This is a genomic window from Dyella sp. KRB-257 (assembly GCF_049445995.1).
Classification (GTDB): Bacteria; Pseudomonadota; Gammaproteobacteria; order Xanthomonadales; family Rhodanobacteraceae; genus Dyella_A.
On the sequence record NZ_JBMSDZ010000021.1, the window covers coordinates 1 to 23,757 of the forward strand.

Below are 23,757 nucleotides of genomic sequence, written 5' to 3' on the forward strand. Positions count from 1 at the left end.
TCGTTCAACGCCGGCTTGCGCCCGCGCTTTACGTCACTGCGCTTCTTTTGTTCCATGAGAACCGTCCGCTCGTGAGACCTACGGCAGATTCTACAGGTTTGTTTTATTTTGTCGACACCCTCTGAGATGGGCGCGCCGAACTACAGCATTCCCGGCAGCCGCGCGCCCACCGTCGCCGCGCCCGTGACGGCGCCGGCGCCGGCCGCGCAAGGCGAGGCGACCGCCATGGCCGCCGCCCGCACCGTCAACGAAGTGCTGGCGCTGAGCCACGTCGAGGACGTGCTGGACGAGCTCGATCGTGACCTGGTGGGCCTGCGCCCGGTCAAGCAGCGCATCCGCGACATCGCCGCGCTGCTGGTGATCGACAAGCTGCGCATCAACCTGGGCCTGCAGGCGGAAAACCCCAGCCTGCACATGTGCTTCACCGGCAACCCCGGCACCGGCAAGACCACGGTGGCGATGCGCATGGCCGAGATCCTTCATCGCCTCGGCTATGTGCGCAAGGGGCATCTGGTGGCGGTGACGCGCGACGACCTGGTCGGCCAGTACATCGGGCACACCGCGCCCAAGACCAGGGAAGTGCTGAAGAAGGCGATGGGCGGCGTGCTGTTCATCGACGAGGCGTACTACCTCTACAAGCCGGAGAACGAGCGCGACTACGGCGCCGAGGCGATCGAGATCCTGCTGCAGGTGATGGAGAACCAGCGAGACGACCTGGTGGTGATCCTGGCCGGCTACAAGGACCGCATGGACACCTTCTTCCAGTCCAACCCGGGCATGAGTTCGCGCATCGCGCACCACCTGGATTTTCCCGACTACTCGGTGGACGAGCTCGCGCAGATTGCCGAACGCATGCTGCATCAGCAGCACTACCGCTTCGGCGAGGGCGCCGCCGAGGTGTTCCACGACTACCTCGAGCGGCGCATCGTGCAGCCGCATTTCGCCAATGCCCGCAGCGTGCGCAATGCGCTCGATCGTGCCCGCCTGCGCCAGGCCAGCCGCCTGTTCGTCGATCGCGACCGGGTGCTCGACGAAGCGGCCCTCACCACCCTCGTTCCAGCCGATCTGCTGGCCAGTCGTGTGTTCCAGAACCCGAGTTCCTGAGGTCGCCATGCCCCTGTCCAACCGCATCACGTTGACCCAGTACCTGATCGAGCAGCGTCGTCGCTTCCCCACCGCCAGCGGCGAACTGAACGCGCTGATCCTCGACGTATCGATCGCCTGCAAGGCGATCGCCCGCACGGTGGCCCTGGGCGCGCTGGCCGAGACGCCGGCGGGCGGCGCGATCAACGTGCAGGGCGAGGAGCAGAAGCCGCTCGACATCGCCAGCAACGCGATGCTGATCCGCCAGACCGAGTGGTCGGGCCACCTGGCCGGCATGGCGTCGGAAGAGATGGATGAGCCCTACCAGATTCCCGCCAGCTATCCGCGCGGCAAGTACCTGCTGGTGTTCGATCCGCTGGACGGCTCCAGCAACATCGACGTCAACGTCTCGGTCGGCAGCATCTTCTCGATCCTGCGTGCGCCGCAGGAGGCGATCGACTCGGGTCGCGACGTGGTCGAGGCCGACTTCCTGCAGCCGGGGGCCACCCAGGTGGCGGCGGGCTACGCGCTGTACGGACCCACCACGATGCTGGTGCTGACCGTGGGCAACGGCGTGGCCGGTTTCACGCTCGATCTCAACGTGGGCGAGTTCAAGCTCACCCATGCCGACATGCGGATTCCCGAAGACACCCACGAGTTCGCCATCAACAGCTCCAACAGCCGCTTCTGGGAAGCGCCGGTGAAGCGCTACGTGGACGAATGCCTGGCCGGCAAGACCGGTATCCGCGGCAAGGATTTCAACATGCGCTGGATCGCCAGCATGGTGGCCGAGGCGCACCGGATACTGATGCGCGGCGGCGTGTTCCTGTATCCGCGCGACAGCAAGGATCCGGCCAAGGCCGGGCGCCTGCGGCTGCTGTACGAGGCCAATCCGATCGGCATGGTGATGGAGCAGGCCGGCGGCCGCGCCAGCACCGGCCGCCAGCCGGTGCTGGCGCTCACGCCCGAGTCGCTGCACCAGCGCATCGGCCTGGTGTTCGGTTCGCGCCGCGAGGTGGAGCGCATCGAGCAATACCACAACGAGCCGTCGCGGCGCGAAACCTCCAATCCGCTGTTTGCCGAGCGCGGGCTGTTCCGCGACTGACATCCGCCAGTCACCGGTTCCATCGTGTCCGTCGCTGCGCGCGGCGGGCACCGACCCTTCCTGAGAGCTGCTGGGGAATCCTCATGTCCGAATGCCACCCGATCATCGCCATCACCGGTTCGTCCGGCGCCGGCACCACTTCGGTCACGCGCACGTTCCAGAACATCTTCCGGCGCGAGGGGCTCACCGCGGCGATCATCGAAGGCGACAGCTTCCACCGCTTCGACCGCAAGGAGATGCGCCTGCGCCAGGCCGAGGCCGAGCAGACCGGCAACATGCACTTCAGCCATTTCGGCGCGGAGAACAACCTGTTCGCCGAACTGGAGCGACTGTTCGGCGACTACGCGCGCACCGGCATCGGCAAGAGCCGCAAGTACCTGCATGATGCCGGCGAGGCCGCGCCCTACCAGCAAGAGCCGGGCACCTTCACCGCCTGGGAAGACATCGAGCCGAATACCGACCTGCTGTTCTACGAGGGCCTGCACGGCGCGGTGGTGACCCCGGAAGTGGACGTGGCGCAGCATCCGGACCTGCTGATCGGCGTGGTGCCGGTGATCAACCTGGAGTGGATCCAGAAGCTCTATCGCGACAAGAACGTGCGCGGCTACACCGCCGAGGCGGTCACCGACACCATCCTGCGCCGCATGCCCGACTACGTGAACTACATCTGCCCGCAATTCTCGCGCACCCACGTGAACTTCCAGCGCGTGCCGGTGGTGGATACGTCCAATCCGTTCATCGCGCGCGACATTCCCAATGCCGACGAGAGCATCTGCGTGATCCGCTTCCGCGATCCCAAGGGCATCGACTTTCCCTACCTGCTCAACATGATCCACAACTCGTGGATGTCGCGCGCCAACACCATCGTGGTGCCCGGCGGCAAGATGGAGCTGGCCATGCAGATGATCTTCACGCCATTCATCTGGCGCATGATGGAGCGGCGCAAGCGCGCGCTGGGGGCGCTGTGATGGCCAGCCAGTCGAGCATCCGCATCGAACATGGCGAAGCCTCGCGCGATCCGCGCGCCAGCGCCCTGCGCGCACTGGCGATGGACGCGGTGCAGCGGGCGAACTCCGGCCATCCGGGCGCGCCGATGGGCATGGCCGAGATGGCCGTGGCGCTGTGGGGATCGCACCTGAAGCACAACCCGGCCAACCCGGGCTGGATCGACCGCGACCGCTTCGTGCTCAGCAACGGGCACGCCTCGATGCTGCTGTACGCGCTGCTGCACCTGACCGGCTACGATTTGCCCGTCGAGGAGCTGAAGCGTTTTCGCCAACTGCACAGTCGCACCCCGGGGCATCCCGAACGCGGCATCACGCCCGGTGTGGAAACCACCACCGGGCCGCTGGGGCAGGGCATCACCAACGCGGTCGGCATGGCGCTGGCGGAAAAGCGCCTGGCGGCGGAGTTCAACCGTCCCGGGCACACGGTGATCGATCACCACACCTACGTGTTCCTCGGCGACGGCTGCCTGATGGAAGGCATCAGCCAGGAGGCGATTTCACTGGCCGGCGTGTGGCAGCTCGACAAGCTGGTGGCGCTGTACGACGACAACGGCATCAGCATCGACGGCCCGGTGCAGGGCTGGTTCCGCGACGACACCCCGGCGCGTTTTCGTGCCTGCGGCTGGGACGTGATCGGGCCGCTGGACGGCCATGACATCGGTGCCGTCGAAGCGGCGATCGCCCAGGCCAGGCGTGGCCGCGGCAAGCCTACGCTGATCGTCTGCCGCACCACCATCGGTGCCGGCTCGCCCGGTCGCGCCGGCACCGCGCGTGCACACGGCGAACCGCTGGGCGTCGACGAGATCGCCGCCACCCGCGAGGCGCTGGGCTGGTCTCATCCGCCGTTCGAACTGCCCGACGATGCCCGTGCCGGATGGGACGCGCGCCAGGCCGGCGAGCAGGCTGAGGCCCGGTGGCAGGCCCGCTTCGACGCCTATCGCGCGGCGCATCCGGAACTGGCGGCCGAATTGCAGCGGCGCATGGCCGGCACGTTGCCCTCCGACTGGGACACGCTGAGCGCGGCGGTGGTGGAGCACGAGGCGGCACGTACCGACGACGTCGCCACGCGCAAGGCCTCGCAGCAGGTGCTGGCGCAGTTGGCGCCGGAGCTGCCGGAAATGTTCGGCGGCAGCGCCGACCTCACCGGCTCCAACCTCACCGATTTTCCCGACGCGGGTGCGCGCCACCTGTCCTATGGCGTGCGCGAGTTCGGCATGGCGGCGGTGATGAACGGCATGGCCCTGCACGGCGGCTTCATTCCCTACGGCGGCACCTTTCTCACCTTCAGCGACTACAGCCGCAATGCGATCCGCATGGCCGCGCTGATGAAGTTGCGGGTCATCCACGTGTTCACCCACGACTCGATCGGCCTGGGCGAGGACGGCCCCACCCATCAGTCGGTGGAACATGCGGCCAGCCTGCGGCTGATTCCCAACCTGGCGGTGTGGCGCCCGTGCGACCCGACCGAAACCGCGGTGGCCTGGACCGAGGCCCTGGCCGCGGCCACCCAGCCCAGCGCGCTGCTGCTGTCGCGCCAGGCGCTGCCGACGCAGGCCCGCAGCGCGGAGCAGGTCGCGGCGATCGCCCGCGGCGGCTATGTGCTGGCGGAGGATCACGCGGCACGGGCTACCGTGCTGGCGACCGGATCGGAGGTGGGGCTGGCGATGCGCGCGCGCCAGCTGCTGGCGGAGCGGGGTGTGCCGGTGCGGGTGGTGTCGATCCCCAGTTCGACCCGCTTCGACCGGCAGGATCGCGCCTACCGCGAGCAGGTGCTCGGCATGCTGCCACGCTTCGGCGTGGAGGCGGGCGTCACCGCCTGGTGGGGACAGTACGGCTGTGTCGCCGCGCTGGGCGTGGACAGCTTCGGCGAGTCCGCGCCCGCCGCCGACGTGTTCGCGCATTTCGGCTTGACGCCGCAGGCGCTCGCCGACCGCATCCAGGAGACGCTTGGCTCATGACCGTCCCCTCCCACCGCACCGCGCGTGCCGACACCGCCGGGCGGATCGACCTGCTCACCTTCGATCTCGACGGCACCCTGGTTGATACCGCCGCCGAGATCGCCGAGGCGGTCAATCGTGCACTGGCCGATGTCGACGTGGCGCCGTGCCCGCAGCCGCAGATCGAAGCGCTGATCGGTGCCGGGGCGCACGCGCTGATGCGCCGGCTGCTGGCGCAGATCGACCCGGCACAGCGGCTGGACCGCGAGCTTGTGCTGGCCCGGCTCGATCATCACTACGCGCAAACCGCGGGCACGCATGGCGTCACCTATCCCGGCGCGCACGCCTGCCTGCAGGCGTTGCGCGAGGGCGGCGTGCGGCTGGGGCTGGTGACCAACAAGGAGCTGCGCCATGCCCGGCGCGTGCTCGATGCCAACGACCTCGCCGGCTATTTCGAGCAGGTCATCGGTGGCGACTCGCTGGCCTGGAAAAAGCCCGACGCGCGGGTGCTGCAGCACGTGATGGCGATGCTGCGCTGCGAGCCGGCGCGCACGGCGCACCTGGGCGACTCGGCGACCGATCTGCATGCGGCGCGCCATGCCGGCGTGGTCGACTGGGCGGTGCCCTGGGGCTACAACGCGGGCCGGCCGGTGGAACACGACCGGCCGAGCCGGGTGTTCCACAGCCTGCCGCAAGTGGCCGAGCACGTGCTTTCGCTGCGCCACGGCCCGAATGCTTCCGAGATTTCCGCGGCATGCGCGGCCGGCCTGTCCGGCTGAGTTCGTCGCGGATCGCGCGTGCATGGGCCCCGATCCGGTCGACGGATTGGGGCGGCACTACCCCCGTCCGGGTGCCGTTGCACCCTTGGTTACCCGCCTTACGGAGATGACGATGGCCCTTGTTTCGCTACGCCAGTTGCTGGACCACGCCGCCGAGCACGACTACGGCGTGCCCGCGTTCAACGTGAACAACCTCGAGCAGATCCAGGCCATCATGGAAGCGGCCGACGAAGTGCAGTCGCCGGTGATCCTGCAGGCCTCGGCCGGCGCGCGCAGTTACGCCGGCGAGGCGTTCCTGCGACACATGGTGCTGGCGGCGGTGGAGTCGTATCCGGATATCCCGATCGTGCTGCACCAGGATCACGGCGCCACGCCGGCGGTCTGCCAGCAGTCGATCCGCTCCGGCTTCACCAGCGTGATGATGGACGGCTCGCTGCGCGAGGATGCCAAGACGCCGTCGAGCTACGACTACAACGTCGACGTCACCGCCAAGGTCTGCGAGTTCGCCCACGCGGTCGGCGTGTCGGTGGAAGGCGAGCTGGGCTGCCTGGGCTCGCTGGAAACCGGCGAGGCCGGCGAGGAGGACGGCGTGGGCGCCGAGGGCAAGCTCACCCACGCCATGATGCTGACCGACCCGGAGCAGGCGCGGGATTTCGTCGCGCGCACCGGCGTGGACGCGCTGGCGATCGCCATCGGCACCAGCCATGGCGCCTACAAGTTCACCCGCCAGCCGACTGGCGACATCCTCGCCATCGACCGCATCGCGGCGATCCATGCCGCCGTGCCCGACACCCATCTGGTCATGCACGGCAGCTCCAGCGTGCCGCAGGAGTGGCTGGCGATCATTCGCCAGTACGGTGGCGACATCAAGGAGACCTACGGCGTGCCGGTGGAGGAGATCGTGCGCGGCATCCGCAGCGGCGTGCGCAAGGTCAATATCGACACCGACATCCGCCTGGCGATGACCGGGGCGATGCGCCAGCTGCTGGCCGAGAAGCCGGGCGAGTTCGATCCGCGCAAGCCGCTGATCGCCGCCAGGAAGGCTGCCCGCGGCATCTGCAAGGCGCGCTTCGAGGCGTTCGGCTCGGCCGGCCAGGCAGCGAGGATCAAGCCGGTGTCGCTCGAAGCGATGGCCAGGCGCTACGCCTGACCATGCTGCGCGCGGTCATCTGGGACGTCGACGGCACCATCGCGGAAACCGAGCGCGACGGTCATCGCGTGGCCTTCAATCGCGCCTTTGCCGAATGCGGCCTGGCGTGGGACTGGGACGTGTCGACCTACGGCCATCTGCTGCGGGTGCCCGGTGGGCGGGAGCGTCTGCTGGCCTGGATGGAGTCGCGTCCGGATGCGCCCGCCACCGAGGCCGGGCGTCTGCAACTGGCCAGTGAACTGCATCGGCGCAAGGGGCAGCACTACTGCGAGCTGGTGGAGCAGGGCGTGCTTGTCGCCCGGCCGGGCGTGCTGCGACTGGTGCACGCATGCGTCGACACCGGCGTACATCTGGCGGTGGCCACCACGACCGGGCGCGGCAATATCGAGGCGCTGTTTCCGCGGCTGTTCGGCGCCGACTGGCGCACGCTGTTTCCGGTGCGGGTGTGCGCCGAGGATGCGCCGCTGAAAAAGCCGCATCCGCAGGCCTACGAGCTGGCGCTGGAGCGGCTGGGCGTGGCCGCCGTCGATGCGATGGCGATCGAAGATTCGCCGGCCGGCCTTGGCGCATCCCGGGCGGCCGGAGTGGGCTGCGTGGTGACCCGCAGCGCCTATTTCGAGGACGCCGATTTCCGTGGCGCCGTGCACGTGTGCCGCGATCTGGATCATGCGATGGCGATGCCCGACGGCGTCGGCGCGCCGATCGACCTGCCGGCGCTGCGCCATCTGCATGCGGTTGCGCGCTGGATGGTGCTGGATGAGGATGGGCCGCCTCGCTGAGCAGCGCGGATGGTTCGGCGTCGGGGCGGCGATATCTGTGGCTCGCGGTCGGCGGTGGCTCACGGGCGGGAGAGTGCGCCGCCCGGGGCGGCGTGACGCCAGGCACCGATGATGCGCGCGTGCGCCACGCGCCTGGCGCAGGCAAGAAAAAAGCCGCGGTCACCCGCGGCTTTCTTCAGCGGCCCGAGGGCAGCGGGGCGATCAGACCTGCATCGCCTTGGCCACTTCGGCGGCGTAGTCTTCCTGCACTTTCTCGATGCCTTCGCCAACGGCCAGGCGGGCCACCGAAACCACCTCGGCACCGTCCTTCTTCAGCGCGTCGCCGACGGTCACGCCGGTGTCCAGCACGTAGGGCTGGCCGAGCAGGGTCACCTCGGACACGATCTTGTTGATCTTGCCGGCGATGATCTTCTCCAGGATCTCGGCCGGCTTGGCCTTGTCCTTGTCGGTCATCTGGCTCAGCGCGATGTCCTTTTCCTTCGCCACGAACTCGGCGGGAACGTCCTCGGCCCTCACGTACTGCGGGTTCATCGCCGCCACGTGCATGGCCACGCCCTTGGCCAGCTCCTCGGAGCCGCCCTTCAGGGCCACCAGCACGCCGATGCGGCCGCCGTGGATGTAGCTGCCGATCGTGCCGTCGGTCTCGACGCGGGCGAGGCGGCGCACGTCGATCTTCTCGCCGATGGTGGCGATCAGCGCCTTGGTGCCTTCCTCGACATTGCTCGCGCCCGGGAACGCGGCGGCCTTCAGCGCATCGATATCGGTCGCACCGGATTCCAGCGCCACCGCAGCCACGCTGTCGCTGAACTTGACGAAGTCGGGGTTCTTGGTGACGAAGTCGGTCTCGCAGTTGACCTCGACCAGCACCGCCTTGCCGGCGGCCTGGGCGGCCGCGATGCGGCCTTCGGCGGCGACGCGATCGGCCTTCTTGTCGGCCTTGGCCAGGCCGTTCTTGCGCAGCCACTCGATGGCGACTTCGATGTCGCCATTGTTCTCGACCAGGGCCTTCTTGCATTCCATCATGCCGGCGCCGGACCGCTCGCGCAGTTCCTTCACCAGCTGGGCGGAGATGTTGCTCATGTCAGTTCCTCGAATGCTTGGGAGCGGCGTGGCCGGGTCGGGCCACGCCGCGGGTGAAGCGTCAGGCTTACTCGGCGGCGTCGGACGACTCGCGACCGCCACGGCCGCGGCCGCCGTCACGGCGCGGCGCGCCGGCGCCCTTCTTGGCCGGGGCGCGGCGCGGCGCGGCGGCCTTGCGATCCTCGTCCCTGGCGACCGGGTTGCCTTCCTCGTCAAGCTCGACGAACTCGTCGGCGTCGCCCTGGGCGGCGTTCGGCGCGGCGGCCCTGCCCTCCAGGATCGCGTCGGCGGCGGCGCGGGCATACAGCTGGATCGCGCGGATGGCGTCGTCGTTGCCCGGGATGGCGTAGTCCACCAGCTCCGGGTTGTAGTTGGTGTCGACCACGGCGATCACCGGGATGCCGAGCTTCTTAGCTTCCTGCACGGCGATGTCTTCGTGGCCGATGTCGATCACGAACAGCGCGTCGGGCAGGCGGTTCATGTTCTTGATGCCGCCCAGCGAGTTCTCCAGCTTGTCGCGCTCGCGGCGCAGCGCCAGCACTTCATGTTTGACCAGCTTCTCGAACGAACCGTTGGTCTCGGCCGCTTCCAGTTCCTTCAGGCGCGCGACCGACTGCTTCACGGTGCGGAAGTTGGTCAGCATGCCGCCGAGCCAGCGGGCGGTGACGAACGGCATGCCGGCGCGTGCGGCTTCCTCGGCCAGCGGCTCGCGGGCCGAACGCTTGGTGCCGACGAACAGGATGGTGCCGCGCTTTTGCGCCAGCCCCGACAGGAAGTTCATCGCGTCGGTGAACAGCGGCAGGGTCTTCTCGAGATTGATGATGTGGATCTTGCCGCGCGCGCCGAAGATGTACGGCGCCATCTTGGGGTTCCAGTAACGGGTCTGGTGACCGAAATGGACGCCCGCTTCGAGCATTTGGCGCATGGTGACTTGGGCCATGGGTGTAACTCCGGATTGTCGGTTCCAGAAGGAACCTGGGGGTTGGGACCTCCACGCATCCCTTACCTTCGACCGCGGCGTTTCCTGGTGAGTGGCGGAAACGGACGCGGCACCCCGAAGGCGGTGCCGATACGTGTGTGGCGTTGGTTGGGCTTGCTCCGCGGCGCGGTTACAATGCCCGTTCGCTGTGCAGTCGACATGACCCGGAAAGGGCGCGTGCGGCCTGCAAAACTCGCAAATAGTAGCCGGTGCGCCGGTTAGGCGGCAAGTTGCCGGCGGGCGTTGGTCCGCCGGCCCGCCGCCGCCATCTGGGTGGAACCATGGCCATTACCCTCAAGACCCCCGAAGACCTGGCCGCGATGCGCGTGGCCGGCCAGCTCGCCGCCGAAGTGCTGGCGGTGCTGAAAGAGCACGTCAAGCCCGGCGTCACCACCGAGGAGCTGGACCGCCTCGCCTACGAGCACATCGTGCACAAGCAGAAGGCGATTCCGGCCAACGTGGGCTACCACGGCTTCCCCAAGACGCTGTGCACCTCGGTCAACCACGTGATCTGCCACGGTATCCCGACCGAGGGCAAGGTGCTCAAGGACGGCGACATCATCAATCTGGACGTCACCGTCATCAAGGACGGCTGGCACGGCGATACCAGCCGCATGTACTGCGTGGGCACGCCGTCGGTGCTGGCCAAGCGCCTGGTGGACACCACCTTTGATGCCATGATGCGCGGCATCCAGGCGGTGCGCCCGGGCGCCACGCTCGGCGATGTCGGCGCGGCGATCCAGAAGCACGCCGAGGCGGCCGGCTTTTCCGTAGTGCGCGAGTACTGCGGCCACGGCATCGGCAAGGTCTACCACGACGAGCCGCAGGTCCTGCACTACGGCAAGCCCGGCACCGGCATCGAGCTGAAAAAGGGCATGACCTTCACCGTCGAGCCGATGATCAACGCCGGCAAGCCGCACACCAAGCAGTTGCCCGACGGCTGGACAGTGGTTACCAAGGACCATTCGCTCTCCGCCCAGTGGGAGCACACCATCGCGGTGACCGACGACGGTTTCGAGATCCTCACGCCCTGGCCGGATGCCTGAAGGGCGAGAAGTGAGTGGAGAGGAGTGAGGAGTGAAAGAGGGCGCCCGGTCAACGTGGCGCCCTCTGCATTTGGGCGATCGGCGGTGACGTGGCATGAGCTGATATGGAGCCGCGCCCCGGGCCCCGGCGCTGGCCATGCCGGGGTCTACACTGTCCTGCCTTCTCTCACTCCTCACTTCTCACTCCTCCCATGCCCTCCATCGCCGTCCCGCTGCCGCCGCTGCCGCGCCTGCCCGTCGCGGTGCCCCGTTCGGGCGTCTCGACCGAGGCGCGCAAGGCGTTGCGCCAGTTGCTGGGCGACATGGATCGCGCGCTGGCCACCGCCTTCCGCGACAGTGCCGATGCCACGGCCCTGGCGGCGCGCCGCAGCGAGTCGGTGGCGCGCATCGTGGTGCACGTGTGGAACGCCTGCCTGGGCGAGGTGCTCGACACCGCGCTGTTCGCGGTCGGCGGTTTCGGCCGCGGCCTGCTGTTTCCGCACTCGGACGTCGACCTGCTGGTTCTCACCACCGGCGACGAGCCGACCCTGCGCCGCGCGCTGGAGCAGTGCTTCGCCACGTTCTGGGACATCGGGCTGAAGGTGGGCCACGCGGTGCGCGAGCCCGCCCAGTGCCGCGCGCTGGCGGCCGCGGAGGCCAGCGTGTTCACCAGCCTGCTCGATGCGCGCCGGCTGGCCGGCGACCCGGCACTGGATCCCGCGTTGCGCGCCATCGTCGACGATCCGGTGCTGTGGCCGCCGCGCGCCTACCTCGCCGCACGGCTGGCCGAGCGCGACGCTCGCCACGCCCGTTTCGACGACACCGCCTACAACCTCGAGCCCAACCTCAAGGACGGCCCCGGCGGCCTGCGCACGCTCGACTCGCTGCGCTGGCTGGGCCTGCGCCTGGCGCACGCCGACGGCTTCGATGCGATGGTCGCCGAGGGCCTGCTCGATCCGGTCGAGCGCGCCACGCTGGCCGCGGCCGAGGCCACGCTGCGCCGCTACCGCTTCGCCCTGCATCTGGAGGCCGGGCGGCCGGAGGAACGGCTGCTGTTCGACTTCCAGCGCGCTCTGGCCGCGCGCATGGGCTTCGTCGACCAGCACGAGAAGAACCTCGGCGTCGAGCAGTTCATGCAGGGCTACTACCGCGCGGCCAGCCAGGTGGAGCGGCTCGGGGTGCAGATCGTCGAGCGCTTCGAGGAGATGCTCGAGCCGGACGGCGCGATGACGCCGATCGGCGACGGCTTCGTGCAGCACGGCCGGCGCATCGCCGCGGCCGACCCGGAACTGTTCATGACCCGGCCGGCGGCGCTGGTGGAGATCTTCCTGGCGCGACTGGATCACCCCGAGCTGATCGGCTTCAGCGCCGAGACCATGCGGCGCATCCATCAGGCCACCGCCCACCACGGCACCGCGCTGGCCGACGATCCGACCGCGCTGGCGGCATTCCTCAAGCTGCTCCAGCGCGGCGCGCCGGCGGTGGATGCGCTGTGGCGGATGAACCGGCACGGGCTGCTGGCGGCGATCCTGCCGGCGTTCGGCAAGGTGTTCGGGCGCATGCAGTACGACCTGTTCCACGTCTACACCGTGGACGAGCACACGCTGCGCGTGCTGCGCAACCTGGCGCGCTTCGCCGACCCAGCGGCGTTCAAGGAATTCCCGCTCGGCTGCCAGATCTGGGCCTCGCTGGACAAGCCCGAACTGCTGCTGCTGGCCGGCCTGTTCCACGACATCGCCAAGGGCCGCGGCGGCGACCATTCGGTGCTCGGCGAGGAGGACGCCCGCGCGTTCTGCACGCGGCTCGGCCTGTCGCCCGAAAGCGTGGACACGGTCGCCTGGCTGGTGCGCCAGCATCTGCTGATGAGCACCACCGCGCAGCGCCAGGACATCACCGACCCGGACGTGGTGCACCGCTTTGCCCAGACGGTGGACGACCGCCTGCGGCTGGACCGGCTCTACCTGCTCACCATCGCCGACATCATCGGCACCAGCCCGCGGCTGTGGAACGCCTGGAAGGATCGTCTGCTGGCCGACCTCTACACCGCGACCCGCTACGCGCTGCGCAGCGACGCCGCGCTGCCGCGCGACGCCGGCGCCAGCATCGCCGAATGCCGCACCTACGCGATGGCGCTGCTCGAAGCCGAAGGCTTCGCGCCGGCGCAGGTCGAGGCGGCGTGGAGCGACTTCCCCGAGCGCAGCTTCCTGCGCCACCGCCCGGAGCAGGTGGCCTGGCAGACCGCGGCGATCCTGCGTGCGAACGGCGCGCTGCCGCTGGTGGAGGTGCATCCGTTCTCGATCCGCGGCAGCACCGAGCTGTTCGTCTGCGCGCCCGATCGCGATGGTCTGTTCGCCAGCGTCACCGCCATGCTCGACCGCATGCATTTCTCGGTGATGGAAGCGCGCGTGCTCGGCTCGCCCAGCGGACTGGCGATGGACACCTTCCTGCTGCTGGAGGCGGACACCCAGATGCCCGCCAACGCCACCCGCTCGGACGAGCTGCGCCAGCGCCTGCTGCGCGCGCTGGCCGAGGCCAAGCCGGTGCAGCCGACCCGCCGCGGGCTGTCGCGGCACCTGAAGCATTTCCAGATGCCGCCGCGCATCGCCTTCAGCGCCATCGACGGCCGCACCCAGATGGCGCTGGTCTGCAGCGACCGCCCGGGCCTGCTCGCCGCCGTGGCGCAGGTGCTGCTGGAGGTCGGCGTGCGCGTGCAGGACGCGCGCATCGCCACCTTCGGCGAACGCGTGGAGGATTTCTTCCAGCTCACCGACCGCCACGATGCACCGCTGTCGGCCGGGCTGCAGGGGCGGCTGCAGGGCGTATTGCTGCAGCGCCTGACGCCACCCAAGGTTTGAGGGTCTCCTCTCGGCAGGAGCGAAGTCCCGCCGCACCGTTCACCTGAGAGGCGGGTCCGCAGCCGTGGGGCGTCCCCGCAGCCCTTCGACTCCGCTTCGCTACGCTCAGGGCGAACGGTGACCGGTTCGCGCATCTTGAAAGTCGCTCTTCTCGGGAGAGCGTGGCGGCTGTCGCCGGAAACCGAAAAGCCTCCCCCTCACTCCGACCATCTTCCCCAAACGATGGAACTGTTCGGGGGAGAGGGAGCAAGGCGCGGGTATCAAGATGGCGTGGCGCTCGCATCTTGAGCCCTCTCCTCCGAGCCTGCTCGCACGAGGGCTTCGGTCGCGCGAGGTTTGTGCTCCCTCCACGCTGGAGATAGGGCTTCGAATCGAGCGAGTGCTCCCTCTCCCCGCTGGGGAGACGGCTGGGGCGGGGGGCTACAGAGCGTGATATATGGGAACGCCTCGGGCCTGTGCTGCCTGCCGGCCGCCATCGCGGAGGCCCCCATGCGAGACGGTGGGTGAAGGGCGACCACAGGTGGGCTCCTTACAGTCCGGGGCCGGTCGCCATGCCACACGCCATGCGGTACACGATCCGAGGCATGTCGCCGGCGGCCTGCGCAGAACGCAGTGCACGAGTGGTCCGGGCGGTGCATTGAGCGCGGCCGTTACACCATCCTCATCCGGCCATGACGGCGCCTTCAGGCTCGCGATTGCAAGATGAAATCCCTGCCGTACGCGGCGACGCCGAGACCGCCACCGAGTGGTTACCTCCGATGAGTCAGCCCGATCGGACTCTTAACACCATCAACGCCGCCGATCCGTTCGCCATACGGTACTGGTCCAAGCAGTTGCGCATTTCGGAGGGCGACCTGCGGCAAGCCATTGCCGCGGTCGGCACCAGCACGCAGGCGGTGCGCCAGTACACCCAGCGGCCACAGGCCAATCGCGCGGACGAGCCGCGTGGGGGTCACCGCAAACGGGGGGCCTGAGCGTCGGAGGGTCTTGCGCGCGGTTCCATCCAAACGTCCGATCGCCCGGCGGCCGCTCGCGCCGGGCACGGTATGGCCTAGCAGGTGTGCCGGCAACGGCGCGTTCCATCTCGGGAGTAGATATGCCGGCTCACGCAGCCGCGACGGCGCTTCGTATCTTCAGTCTGCCCGCCGGGCTTGATGACGACCCCGAGGCCTGGGCACCCTGGCTGGCGCAGGCGAGCGAGCTGGGTTTCAGCCACGTGCTGGCCGCCGGTGTCCTGCCGACAGACGCTGCGGGCGAGCCGCCCGCCAGCGGGCCGACGCTGTCGGCGCGGATCGAGCAGTGCGCGGCACACGGCCTGGCGCTGCTGCTGGATGTCGATGTGGCGCAGCCGCTTTCTCCCGGTCTGGCGGTGCGCGCGCAGCATCCGGGCTGGTTCAACGCGTTGGCGCATCCGGCGAGCCTGCCTGATCCGCGCAAGCCCGCGCCCGAGGCCGGCGTGCGCTGGCGTCTGCATGACGAGGCGGTGGCACCCGAGGCACTGGCCTGGTGGTGCGAGCGCCTGTGGCATGGATTGGAGGCAGGCGTCGCCGGCTACCGTTTCCTGTCGCTGGAGGCCGCCCCGCCGGCGTGGTGGGAGCATCTGCTCGACGGCCTGCATGCGCATGCCCGCGCCGCCCTGCTGCTGGGCTGGACGCAGGGCTTGCCGCCGTCGGCGCTGTCCGCGCTGGCCACAGCGGGTTTCGACTACAGCTTCTGCTCGGCCGAATGGTGGGACTTCCGCGCCGGCTGGCTGGCGCGGGAACTGCGCCGGCTGACGAACGTGGCCCCGCCGCTGGCGTGTGCCGCCACGCCCTTCGACGCTCCCGGTTCGCCAGGCGCCGCCGGTACCACCGAACTCAGCCGCCGACGGGCCGCCTGGTTCGCCGCCGCCTGTGCCTGCGGCTGGCTGATGCCGGCCGGCTTCGTCGGCGACCCTGCCGCCGGCGCCAGTGCGCTGGCCGACGACGTCCGGCGCATCAATGGCTGGCTGGCCGACCCGGGCGTGCAGACGCGGCAGATGCCGGCGCTGCACGTGGACGACGCGTGGGTCGGTGTGCTGTGCCAGTCCGGCGACCAGGCGCGGCTGGCCCTGTTCAACGCGCGGCTGGACGGCGACAGCGTGGTGCACCTCGGCGACATCGCCGGCGGCGCCGCGCGCGGCTTTGCCCACTGGCGCGATGCCGGCGGCGGGGCCACCGCGACGACCTTCGATGCGCCGGTGCTGATGCTGGCGGCCGGCGGCATCCGCCTGCTGCTGGGCGAACGCACGCGCCCGGTGACGACGCGCGTGGCGCCTGCCGCCAGGAAGCAGGCGCTGCTCGCGGCGACCGCCGCGCCACGCATCGCCATCGAGGCGATCACCCCACGCGTCGATAGTGGCCGCTTCCCCATCAAGCGCGTGGTCGGCGACAGCGTGCGGGTGGAGGCCGACGTCTTCATGGATGGCCACGACCGGCTGGCGGTGCGCCTGCGCTGGCGGGCGGTCGACGAGAAACAGTGGCAGGAACAGCCCATGCAGCCGCTGGGCAACGACCGCTACGCCGCCACCTTCGTGCCGCTGCGGGTGGGCCGTTACGAGTACACCGTGCAGGCCTGGCGCGATGCCTACGCCAGCTACCGCCACGAGATCGTGGCCAAGCACGACGCCGGGGTGCCGCTCGCCCTGGAGATGCGCGAGGGACAGCAGCTGGTCGAGGCCTTCGCCGCCAGCGCCGCGCCCGCCCGGCGCAAGCCGCTGCGCGCCCTGGCCGGCGCCCTGGCCAAGGCCGCCGACGACGCGGCGCGCTACCGGTTGCTGATCGCCGAGGACACGCAACAGGCCATGGCCCAGGCCGACCCGAGGCCATTCGCGGTGGAGCATCCGCCGCTCGCGCTGGAGGTCGATCGGCACGCGGCGCAGTTCGCCAACTGGTACGAGCTGTTTCCCCGCTCGCAGACGAGCGACGCCTCTCGCCACGGCACCTTCCGCGATGTCATCGCGCGGCTGCCGGCGATCCAGGCGATGGGCTTCGACGTGCTGTATTTCCCGCCGATCCATCCGATCGGCCGTGCCTTCCGCAAGGGGCGCAACAACACGCTCACCCCCGACGAGCACGATCCGGGCAGCCCGTATGCGATCGGCTCGGCCGAAGGGGGCCACACGGCGATCCACCCGCAGCTGGGCACCCTCGAGGACTTCCGTGCCCTGCGCGATGCGGCGCAGGCGCACGGGCTGGAGCTCGCGCTCGACTTCGCCATCCAGTGCTCGCCCGACCACCCGTGGCTCGGCGAACATCCCGAGTGGTTCGACTGGCGCCCCGACGGCAGCCTGCGCTACGCGGAAAACCCGCCAAAGAAATACCAGGACATCGTCAACGTGGATTTCTACGCCGAGGGCGCAGTGCCCTCGCTGTGGCAGGCCTTGTGTGACGTGGTGCTGTACTGGGCCGGCGAGGGCGTGCGCAGCTTTCGGGTGGACAACCCGCACACCAAGCCGTACCCGTTCTGGGAGTGGTTGATCGCGCGCGTGCGCAGCCAGTACCCGGACACGCTGTTCCTGGCCGAGGCCTTCACCCGGCCCAAGCCGATGTACCGCCTGGCCAAGCTGGGTTTCAACCAGTCCTATACGTACTTCACCTGGCGCCATGGCAAGCAGGAGTTCACCGACTACCTCACCGAGCTCACGCAGGGGCCGCCGCGGGAGTTCTTCCGCCCGAACTTCTTCGTCAACACGCCGGACATCAACCCGTACTTCCTGCAGCAGTCCGGGCGCAGCGGTTTTCTGATCCGCGCCGCGCTGGCGGCCACGCTGTCGGGCCTGTGGGGCATGTACTCCGGCTTCGAGCTATGCGAGGCGGTGCCGATTCCGGGCAAGGAGGAGTACCTGGACTCGGAGAAATTCGAGATCAAGCCGCGCGACTGGACCGCGCCGGGCAACATCATCGCCGAGCTCACCCAGCTCAACGCGATCCGCCGCGAGCAGCCGGCGCTGCAGAGCCACCTGAACGTGCGCTTCCTGCGCGCGGACAACCCGCAGGTGCTGTTCTTCGAGAAATACCTCGCCACCGGCGACGGCGTCGGCGAGCGCGACCGCGTGCTGGTGGCGATCAACCTGGATCCGCACCACGCGCAGGCGAGCGAGCTGCACCTGCCGCTCGCCGACTGGGGCGTGGCCGAGGACGCGCCGCTCACCGTGGAGGACCTGCTGCGCGACGCCACGCTGACCTGGCGCGGCGGTCGCCAGCAGGCATGGCTGGGGCAGGACCTGCCGTACGCGATCTGGCGGGTGGAGGGCCGGGCATGAGTTCCCGCGTCTCCGCGCTGCACCCATGCAGGAGCACACCCTGTGCGCGACCGCGCGGCAACGGCGTACCACCGCGGTCGCGCACAGGGTGCGCTCCTACCGGAGGGCATGCGTTCGCGCACCAGAGGAGTCCCGCATGAGCGCGCAGGCCAGGACCACCCGGCGCAATTTCTCCAACGACCCGCTCTGGTACAAGGACGCGGTGATCTACCAGGTGCACGTCAAGTCGTTCTTCGATGCGAACGACGACGGCGTCGGCGACTTCCAGGGCCTGATCGACAAGCTCGACTACATCGTCGAGCTGGGTGTCAACACGCTGTGGCTGCTGCCGTTCTATCCCAGCCCACGGCGCGACGACGGCTACGACATCTCCGAATACAAGGACGTGCATCCGGATTACGGCCGACTTTCCGACGCCCGGCAGTTCATCGCCGCGGCGCACTCGCGCGGCCTGCGCGTGATCACCGAGCTGGTGATCAACCACACCTCCGATCAGCACCCGTGGTTCCAGCGCGCGCGGCGGGCCAGGCGCGGCTCGGTGGCGCGCAACTTCTACGTATGGTCCGACACCGACCAGGCCTACGCTGGCACGCGGATCATCTTCCTGGATACCGAGAAGTCCAACTGGACCTGGGATCCGGTCGCCGGCCAATACTTCTGGCACCGCTTCTTCTCGCACCAGCCGGATCTCAACTTCGACAACCCGGCGGTGGTCAAGGCGGTGCTCGGCGTGATGCGCTTCTGGCTGGACATCGGCGTCGACGGCCTGCGGCTGGATGCGGTGTCCTACCTGATCGAGCGCGAGGGCACCAACAACGAGAACCTGCCCGAGACGCATGCGATCCTCAAGTTGATCCGCAAGGAGATCGACGAGCACTACCCCGACCGCATGCTGCTGGCCGAAGCCAACCAGTGGCCGGAGGACACCCAGGACTACTTCGGCAACGGCGACGAATGCCAGATGGCGTTCCATTTCCCGCTGATGCCGCGCATGTACATGGCGATCGCGCGCGAGGATCGCTTCCCGATCACCGACATCATGCGCCAGACGCCGGCGATCCCAGACAACTGCCAGTGGGCGATCTTCCTGCGCAACCACGACGAGCTGACCCTGGAGATGGTCACCGACGTCGAGCGTGACTACCTGTGGGACACCTACGCGGCCGACCGGCGGGCGCGCATCAACCTCGGCATCCGCCGGCGCCTGGCGCCGTTGATGGAGCGCGACCGCCGCCGCATCGAGCTGATGAATTCGCTGCTGATCACCATGCCCGGTACGCCTGTGCTGTATTACGGCGACGAGCTGGGCATGGGCGACAACATCCACCTGGGCGATCGCGACGGCGTGCGCACGCCGATGCAATGGTCGATGGACCGCAACGGCGGCTTCTCCAGGGCCGACCCGGCCAAGCTGGTCTTGCCGCCGATCATGGACCCGCTGTACGGCTACCAGGCGATCAACGTCGAGGCGCAGGCACGCGACCCGCACTCGCTGCTCAACTGGACCCGCCGCGTGCTTGCCGTGCGCAAGCGCTACAAGGCGTTCGGGCGCGGCAGCATCAAGTTCCTGTACCCCGGGAACCGCAAGATCCTGGCCTACCTGCGCGAGTACCAGGACGAGCAGGTGCTGTGCGTGGCGAACATGTCGCGCACACTGCAGGCGGTGGAGCTGGATCTGGGTGCGTTCGACGGCCGCGTGCCGGTGGAGATCATCGGCGGCACCTCGTTTCCCCCGATCGGGCGCCTGCCGTACCTGCTCACGCTGCCGCCGTACGGCTTCTACGCCTTCCAGCTGTGTGCCAATGCGCAGATGCCTGCCTGGCACCAGGTGCCGGCCGAGCCGATGCCCGACTACGAGACGCTGGTGCTGCGCGGGCCGCTGGTGGACGGTCCGGTGATGGCGCACCACCGCGGCGCCCTGGAGCGCGACGTGCTGCCCACCTACCTGGGCAAACGGCGCTGGTTCGGCGCCAAGGACCGCGGCATCGCCGCGATCAGCGTGATGTACGCGCAGCCGTGGCCCGACCGCGGCGAGGACCTGGTGGTGACCGAGATCATCGCCACGCTCAAGGACGGCAGCATCGAGCGCTATTGCCTGCCGCTGGGGATCATCTGGGAAGACGAGAACCCGCCGCCACGCGCGCAGCAGCTGGCACTGGCGCGGGTTCGTCGCGGCCGCCGGGTGGGTTTCCTCACCGACGGCTTCGTGCTGGATGCCTTCATCTCCGGCCTGCTGCGTGGCCTGCGCCAGCGCGTGGAGCTGCCGCTCAAGCGCGGTGGGATGATCCGCTTCACCGCTACGCCGGCGCTGGATGCGACCGACTTTCCAGCCGACCTGGCCAACCGCTGGCTGTCGGCGGAGCAGTCCAACAGTTCGGTGATCGTGCACGAGGCGGGGATGCTCAAGCTGTTCCGGCATGTGGCCCACGGGCTCAATCCGGAGCTGGAGATGGGTCGTCATCTCACCCGGGTGGGCTACACGCACAGCCCGCCGCTGCTGGGCGAGGTGTTGCACGTGGGCGCCGACGGCGTGCCCTCCGCACTGGCGGTGTTGCAGGGCTTCGTGCGCAACCAGGGCGATGCCTGGCGCTGGACGCTCGACTACCTGCAGCGCAGCTACGACGAATTCAGCCACGCCGTGGACGACGCGGCGCGCGCCGAGATCCTGGCCGACTACGACAGCTTCGCCGCCGCGGTGGGCACGCGCCTGGGCGAACTGCATGCGGTGCTGGCGCAGCCGTGCGACGACGAGGCGTTCCAGCCGCAGACCGCAGACGCGGCCGATGCAGCCGCCTGGGCGGCCGAGGTGCGCGCCCAGCTCGACCACGCGATGGAGGCCATCGAGCACCTCGATACCGCCGACGAAGTCCTGCGCAGCCAGCGCCAGCGCCTGTTCGAGCGGCGCGAGGCGCTGTGCCGGCGGATCGACGCGCTGGCCGCACACGGCGCCGGCGTATTGCGCACCCGCGTGCACGGGGACTTCCACCTGGGCCAGGTGCTGGTGGTGCAGGGTGATGCCTGGCTGATCGACTTCGAAGGCGAGCCCGCACGCCCGCTGGCCGAGCGCCGGCTGAAGACCACGCCGTTGCGCGACGTCGCCGGCTTCCTGCGTTCGCTGGACTACGTGGCGGCGGTCGCCGCGCGCGCCGAGGATGGCATCGCACCGCTGGGAGACCCGCTGTTCGCGCCCTACCTGGAGCGCTTCCGCCTGCGTGCACCGGAAGTGTTCCTGGCCGCCTATGTGGCGGTGCTCGAACGCGCGCCGGTGCGCTGGGTTGGCCCCACGGCACTGGCGCCGTTGCTGGAGCTGTTCCTGCTGGACAAGGCCGCCTACGAGATCGTCTACGAGGCGGCCAGCCGGCCCGGCTGGCTCGGCATTCCGGTGCAGGGCCTGCTGCGTTTGACCACCGAGGCGGCGGTCGGCGCGCCGGAGGCCGGCGCATGAGCCAGGCGCCGATCCGCGACGGCCGCGACGCTGGCGCGCTCGATCCGGGCACACGCGATGCGCTGCTGCAGGCGCGCCATGGCGATCCGTTCGCTGTCCTGGGCCCGCATCGCATCGATGACCAGCGCGTGGTGCGCACGCTGCAGCCGGGCGCATGCACGGTCGAGGCGGTGGACGCGCAAGGCAATTTGCTCGCCACCCTCGACCAGCCGAGCGAGGGCCTGTTCATCGGCGTGGTGCCGAGCGAGGGCGCCTATCGCCTGCGCGTGCACTGGCCGGCCGCGCTGCAGGAGATCGAGGACACCTACGCCTTCGGCACCCTGCTCGATCCGCACGATCTGGACCTGCTCGCGCAGGGGCAGCATCCGGCGGTACACCGCCAGCTGGGCGCGCATGCGATGGCGGTCGATGGCGTGCCGGGCGTGCGCTTCGCGGTATGGGCGCCGAATGCGCGGCGGGTCAGCGTGGTGGGCGACTTCAACCAGTGGGACGGTCGCCGGCACCCGATGCGGCTGCGTCAACCGTACGGCGTGTGGGAGCTGTTCGTGCCTGGCCTGCAACCGGGTGCGCGCTACAAGTACGAGCTGTTGGGCGCCGACGGCAGCGTGCGGCAGAAGGCCGATCCGGTCGCGCTGGCAACCGAGGCGCCGCCCGCGACCGCCTCCGTGGTCGCCGCGGCCGAGCCGTTCCGCTGGACCGATCAGGCCTGGCTGGCCGAACGCGCCGGCCGCCAGCGCCTGGAGGCGCCGCTGTCGATCTACGAGCTGCACGCCGGCTCCTGGTGGCACGACGCGCACGGTCGGTCGCCCGGCTGGGAGGCGCTGGCCGAGCGGCTGATCCCCTACCTGGTCGGCATGGGCTTCACCCATCTGGAACTGTTGCCGATCGCCGAGCATCCGTTCGGCGGCTCCTGGGGCTATCAGACGCTGGGCCAGTACGCGCCGACCGCGCGCTTCGGGCCGCCGGAGGCGTTCGCGCGCTTCGTCGACCGCTGCCACACGGCGGGGCTGGGCGTGATCGTCGACTGGGTGCCGGCGCATTTCCCCACCGATGCCCATGGCCTGACGCGCTTCGACGGCACCGCGCTCTACGAGCACGCCGACCCGCGCGAAGGCTTCCACCAGGACTGGAACACGCTGATCTACAACCTGGGCCGCCACGAGGTTTCCGGCTTTTTGATCGGCAGCGCGCTGGCCTGGCTGGACCGTTTCCACATCGACGGGCTGCGCGTGGACGCGGTTGCCTCGATGCTCTATCGCGACTACAGCCGCAAGCAGGGCGAGTGGGTACCGAACATTCACGGCGGCCGCGAGAACCTCGAATCCATAGCCTTCCTCAAGCGCTTCAACACCGTGGTGCATCAGCATCACCCGGGCGTGCTTACGATTGCCGAGGAATCGACCGCCTGGCCGGGCGTCACCCGTGCACCCACCGAAGGCGGCTTGGGCTTCGACTACAAGTGGAACATGGGCTGGATGCACGACACGCTGGAATACATGGCACGCGACCCGATCCACCGGCGCTGGCACCACCACCAGATGACCTTCGCCATGGTGTATGCCTACTCTGAGCACTACGTGCTGCCGCTGTCGCACGACGAGGTGGTGCACGGCAAGCGCTCGCTGCTGGGCCGCATGCCCGGCGACGACTGGCAGCGCTTCGCCAACCTCCGCGCCTACTACGGCTTCATGTGGGCGCATCCGGGCAAGAAGCTCGTCTTCGCCGGCGCCGAGCTGGCGCAACCGACCGAGTGGAACCACGATGCGCAGCTGCCGTGGGACCTGCTGGACGACCCGCGCCATCGCGGCGTGCAGCTGCTGCTGCGCGATCTCAACCGTCTGCTTGCAAGGGAACCTGCTTTGCACGCCTGGGATGGCGATCCGCGCGGCTTCCGCTGGGCAATCGGCGATGACGCGTCCAACAGCGTGTTTGCCTGGCTGCGCTTCGCCGAGGGCGCGCGCACGGCGCTGGTGGTCAGCAACCTCACGCCCGCCACGCTGCACGACTACCGCATCGGCGTGCCGCACGAGGGCCGCTGGCAGCTGGCGATCAACAGCAACGCCGCCGGTTACGGTGGCTCCGGCGTGGGGCAGGACGAGGCACCGGCCGAGCCGGTGCCGATCCACGGCCAGCCCCGCTCGGTGACCCTCACGCTGCCGCCGCTGGCCACCGTCATCTACCTGGCCGAGCAGCCATGAACGCCATCCGGCACCCGTGTCAGGCTGCCATTGTCCCGTGGTCGCGCACGGGT

15 protein-coding genes are annotated in these 23,757 nt (G+C 69.3%); 13 read left to right on the forward strand and 2 right to left on the reverse strand.

Annotation, left to right across the window (positions count from 1 at the left end; translation table 11 throughout):
• Positions 1 to 108 precede the first annotated feature (108 nt).
• From cbbX to ACO2Q2_RS14225, 7 genes are all read left to right on the forward strand, one after another.
• Entirely contained in the window at positions 109 to 1,104 is a 996-nt protein-coding gene (gene cbbX / locus ACO2Q2_RS14195; RefSeq protein WP_423256486.1) for a CbbX protein, read from the forward strand.
• Between the two features lie 7 nt (positions 1,105 to 1,111).
• A complete protein-coding gene (locus tag ACO2Q2_RS14200; RefSeq protein WP_423256488.1) occupies positions 1,112 to 2,188 on the forward strand; it encodes a class 1 fructose-bisphosphatase in 1,077 nt (358 codons plus the stop codon).
• A gap of 83 nt (positions 2,189 to 2,271) precedes the next feature.
• Complete coding sequence (locus tag ACO2Q2_RS14205) at positions 2,272 to 3,156, forward strand: phosphoribulokinase (protein ID WP_423256489.1); 885 nt, start codon at positions 2,272 to 2,274, stop codon at positions 3,154 to 3,156.
• Positions 3,156 to 5,153 (forward strand): transketolase, encoded by a 1,998-nt coding sequence (gene tkt / locus ACO2Q2_RS14210; protein WP_423256491.1) that lies wholly within the window; start codon positions 3,156 to 3,158, stop codon positions 5,151 to 5,153. The genes ACO2Q2_RS14205 and tkt overlap by 1 nt, the downstream gene beginning before the upstream one ends.
• Positions 5,150 to 5,911, forward strand: coding sequence for an HAD-IA family hydrolase (locus tag ACO2Q2_RS14215; protein WP_423256493.1), 762 nt, complete (start codon positions 5,150 to 5,152; stop codon positions 5,909 to 5,911). Before tkt ends, ACO2Q2_RS14215 begins: the two co-directional genes overlap by 4 nt.
• Before the next feature lie 112 nt (positions 5,912 to 6,023).
• The gene (fba, locus tag ACO2Q2_RS14220) at positions 6,024 to 7,061 is read left to right on the forward strand and encodes a class II fructose-bisphosphate aldolase (RefSeq protein ID WP_423256495.1); all 1,038 of its coding nucleotides are present in this window, start codon (positions 6,024 to 6,026) and stop codon (positions 7,059 to 7,061) included.
• 2 nt (positions 7,062 to 7,063) lie between these two features.
• Positions 7,064 to 7,840: an HAD-IA family hydrolase gene (locus ACO2Q2_RS14225; protein WP_423256497.1), complete on the forward strand. Its 777-nt coding sequence runs from the start codon at positions 7,064 to 7,066 to the stop codon at positions 7,838 to 7,840.
• Positions 7,841 to 8,041: 201 nt separating this feature from the next.
• Here ACO2Q2_RS14225 and tsf read toward each other — a convergent pair whose 3' ends face one another.
• On the reverse strand, positions 8,042 to 8,920 hold the full coding sequence (gene tsf, locus ACO2Q2_RS14230) for a translation elongation factor Ts (protein ID WP_423256499.1): 879 nt from the start codon (positions 8,918 to 8,920) through the stop codon (positions 8,042 to 8,044).
• Between the two features lie 67 nt (positions 8,921 to 8,987).
• The gene (rpsB, locus tag ACO2Q2_RS14235; RefSeq protein ID WP_423256501.1) at positions 8,988 to 9,860 is read right to left on the reverse strand and encodes a 30S ribosomal protein S2; all 873 of its coding nucleotides are present in this window, start codon (positions 9,858 to 9,860) and stop codon (positions 8,988 to 8,990) included.
• A gap of 320 nt (positions 9,861 to 10,180) precedes the next feature.
• Here rpsB and map point away from each other — a divergent pair, with 320 nt between their 5' ends.
• The 6 genes from map (at position 10,181) to glgB (ending at position 23,704) form a co-directional block, all read left to right on the forward strand.
• Positions 10,181 to 10,945: a type I methionyl aminopeptidase gene (gene map / locus ACO2Q2_RS14240; RefSeq protein WP_423256503.1), complete on the forward strand. Its 765-nt coding sequence runs from the start codon at positions 10,181 to 10,183 to the stop codon at positions 10,943 to 10,945.
• 191 nt (positions 10,946 to 11,136) lie between these two features.
• Positions 11,137 to 13,779 (forward strand): [protein-PII] uridylyltransferase, encoded by a 2,643-nt coding sequence (glnD, locus tag ACO2Q2_RS14245; protein ID WP_423256505.1) that lies wholly within the window; start codon positions 11,137 to 11,139, stop codon positions 13,777 to 13,779.
• Positions 13,780 to 14,537: 758 nt separating this feature from the next.
• Positions 14,538 to 14,753, forward strand: a complete 216-nt coding sequence (locus tag ACO2Q2_RS14250; protein ID WP_423256507.1) for a DUF3606 domain-containing protein — start codon at positions 14,538 to 14,540, stop codon at positions 14,751 to 14,753.
• Positions 14,754 to 14,875: 122 nt separating this feature from the next.
• Entirely contained in the window at positions 14,876 to 18,061 is a 3,186-nt protein-coding gene (locus ACO2Q2_RS14255) for a maltotransferase domain-containing protein (protein ID WP_423256508.1), read from the forward strand.
• Positions 18,062 to 18,197: 136 nt separating this feature from the next.
• On the forward strand, positions 18,198 to 21,506 hold the full coding sequence (gene treS, locus ACO2Q2_RS14260; RefSeq protein ID WP_423256510.1) for a maltose alpha-D-glucosyltransferase: 3,309 nt from the start codon (positions 18,198 to 18,200) through the stop codon (positions 21,504 to 21,506).
• Positions 21,503 to 23,704 (forward strand): 1,4-alpha-glucan branching protein GlgB, encoded by a 2,202-nt coding sequence (gene glgB, locus ACO2Q2_RS14265; protein WP_423256512.1) that lies wholly within the window; start codon positions 21,503 to 21,505, stop codon positions 23,702 to 23,704. The genes treS and glgB overlap by 4 nt, the downstream gene beginning before the upstream one ends.
• Positions 23,705 to 23,757: the final 53 nt, after the last annotated feature.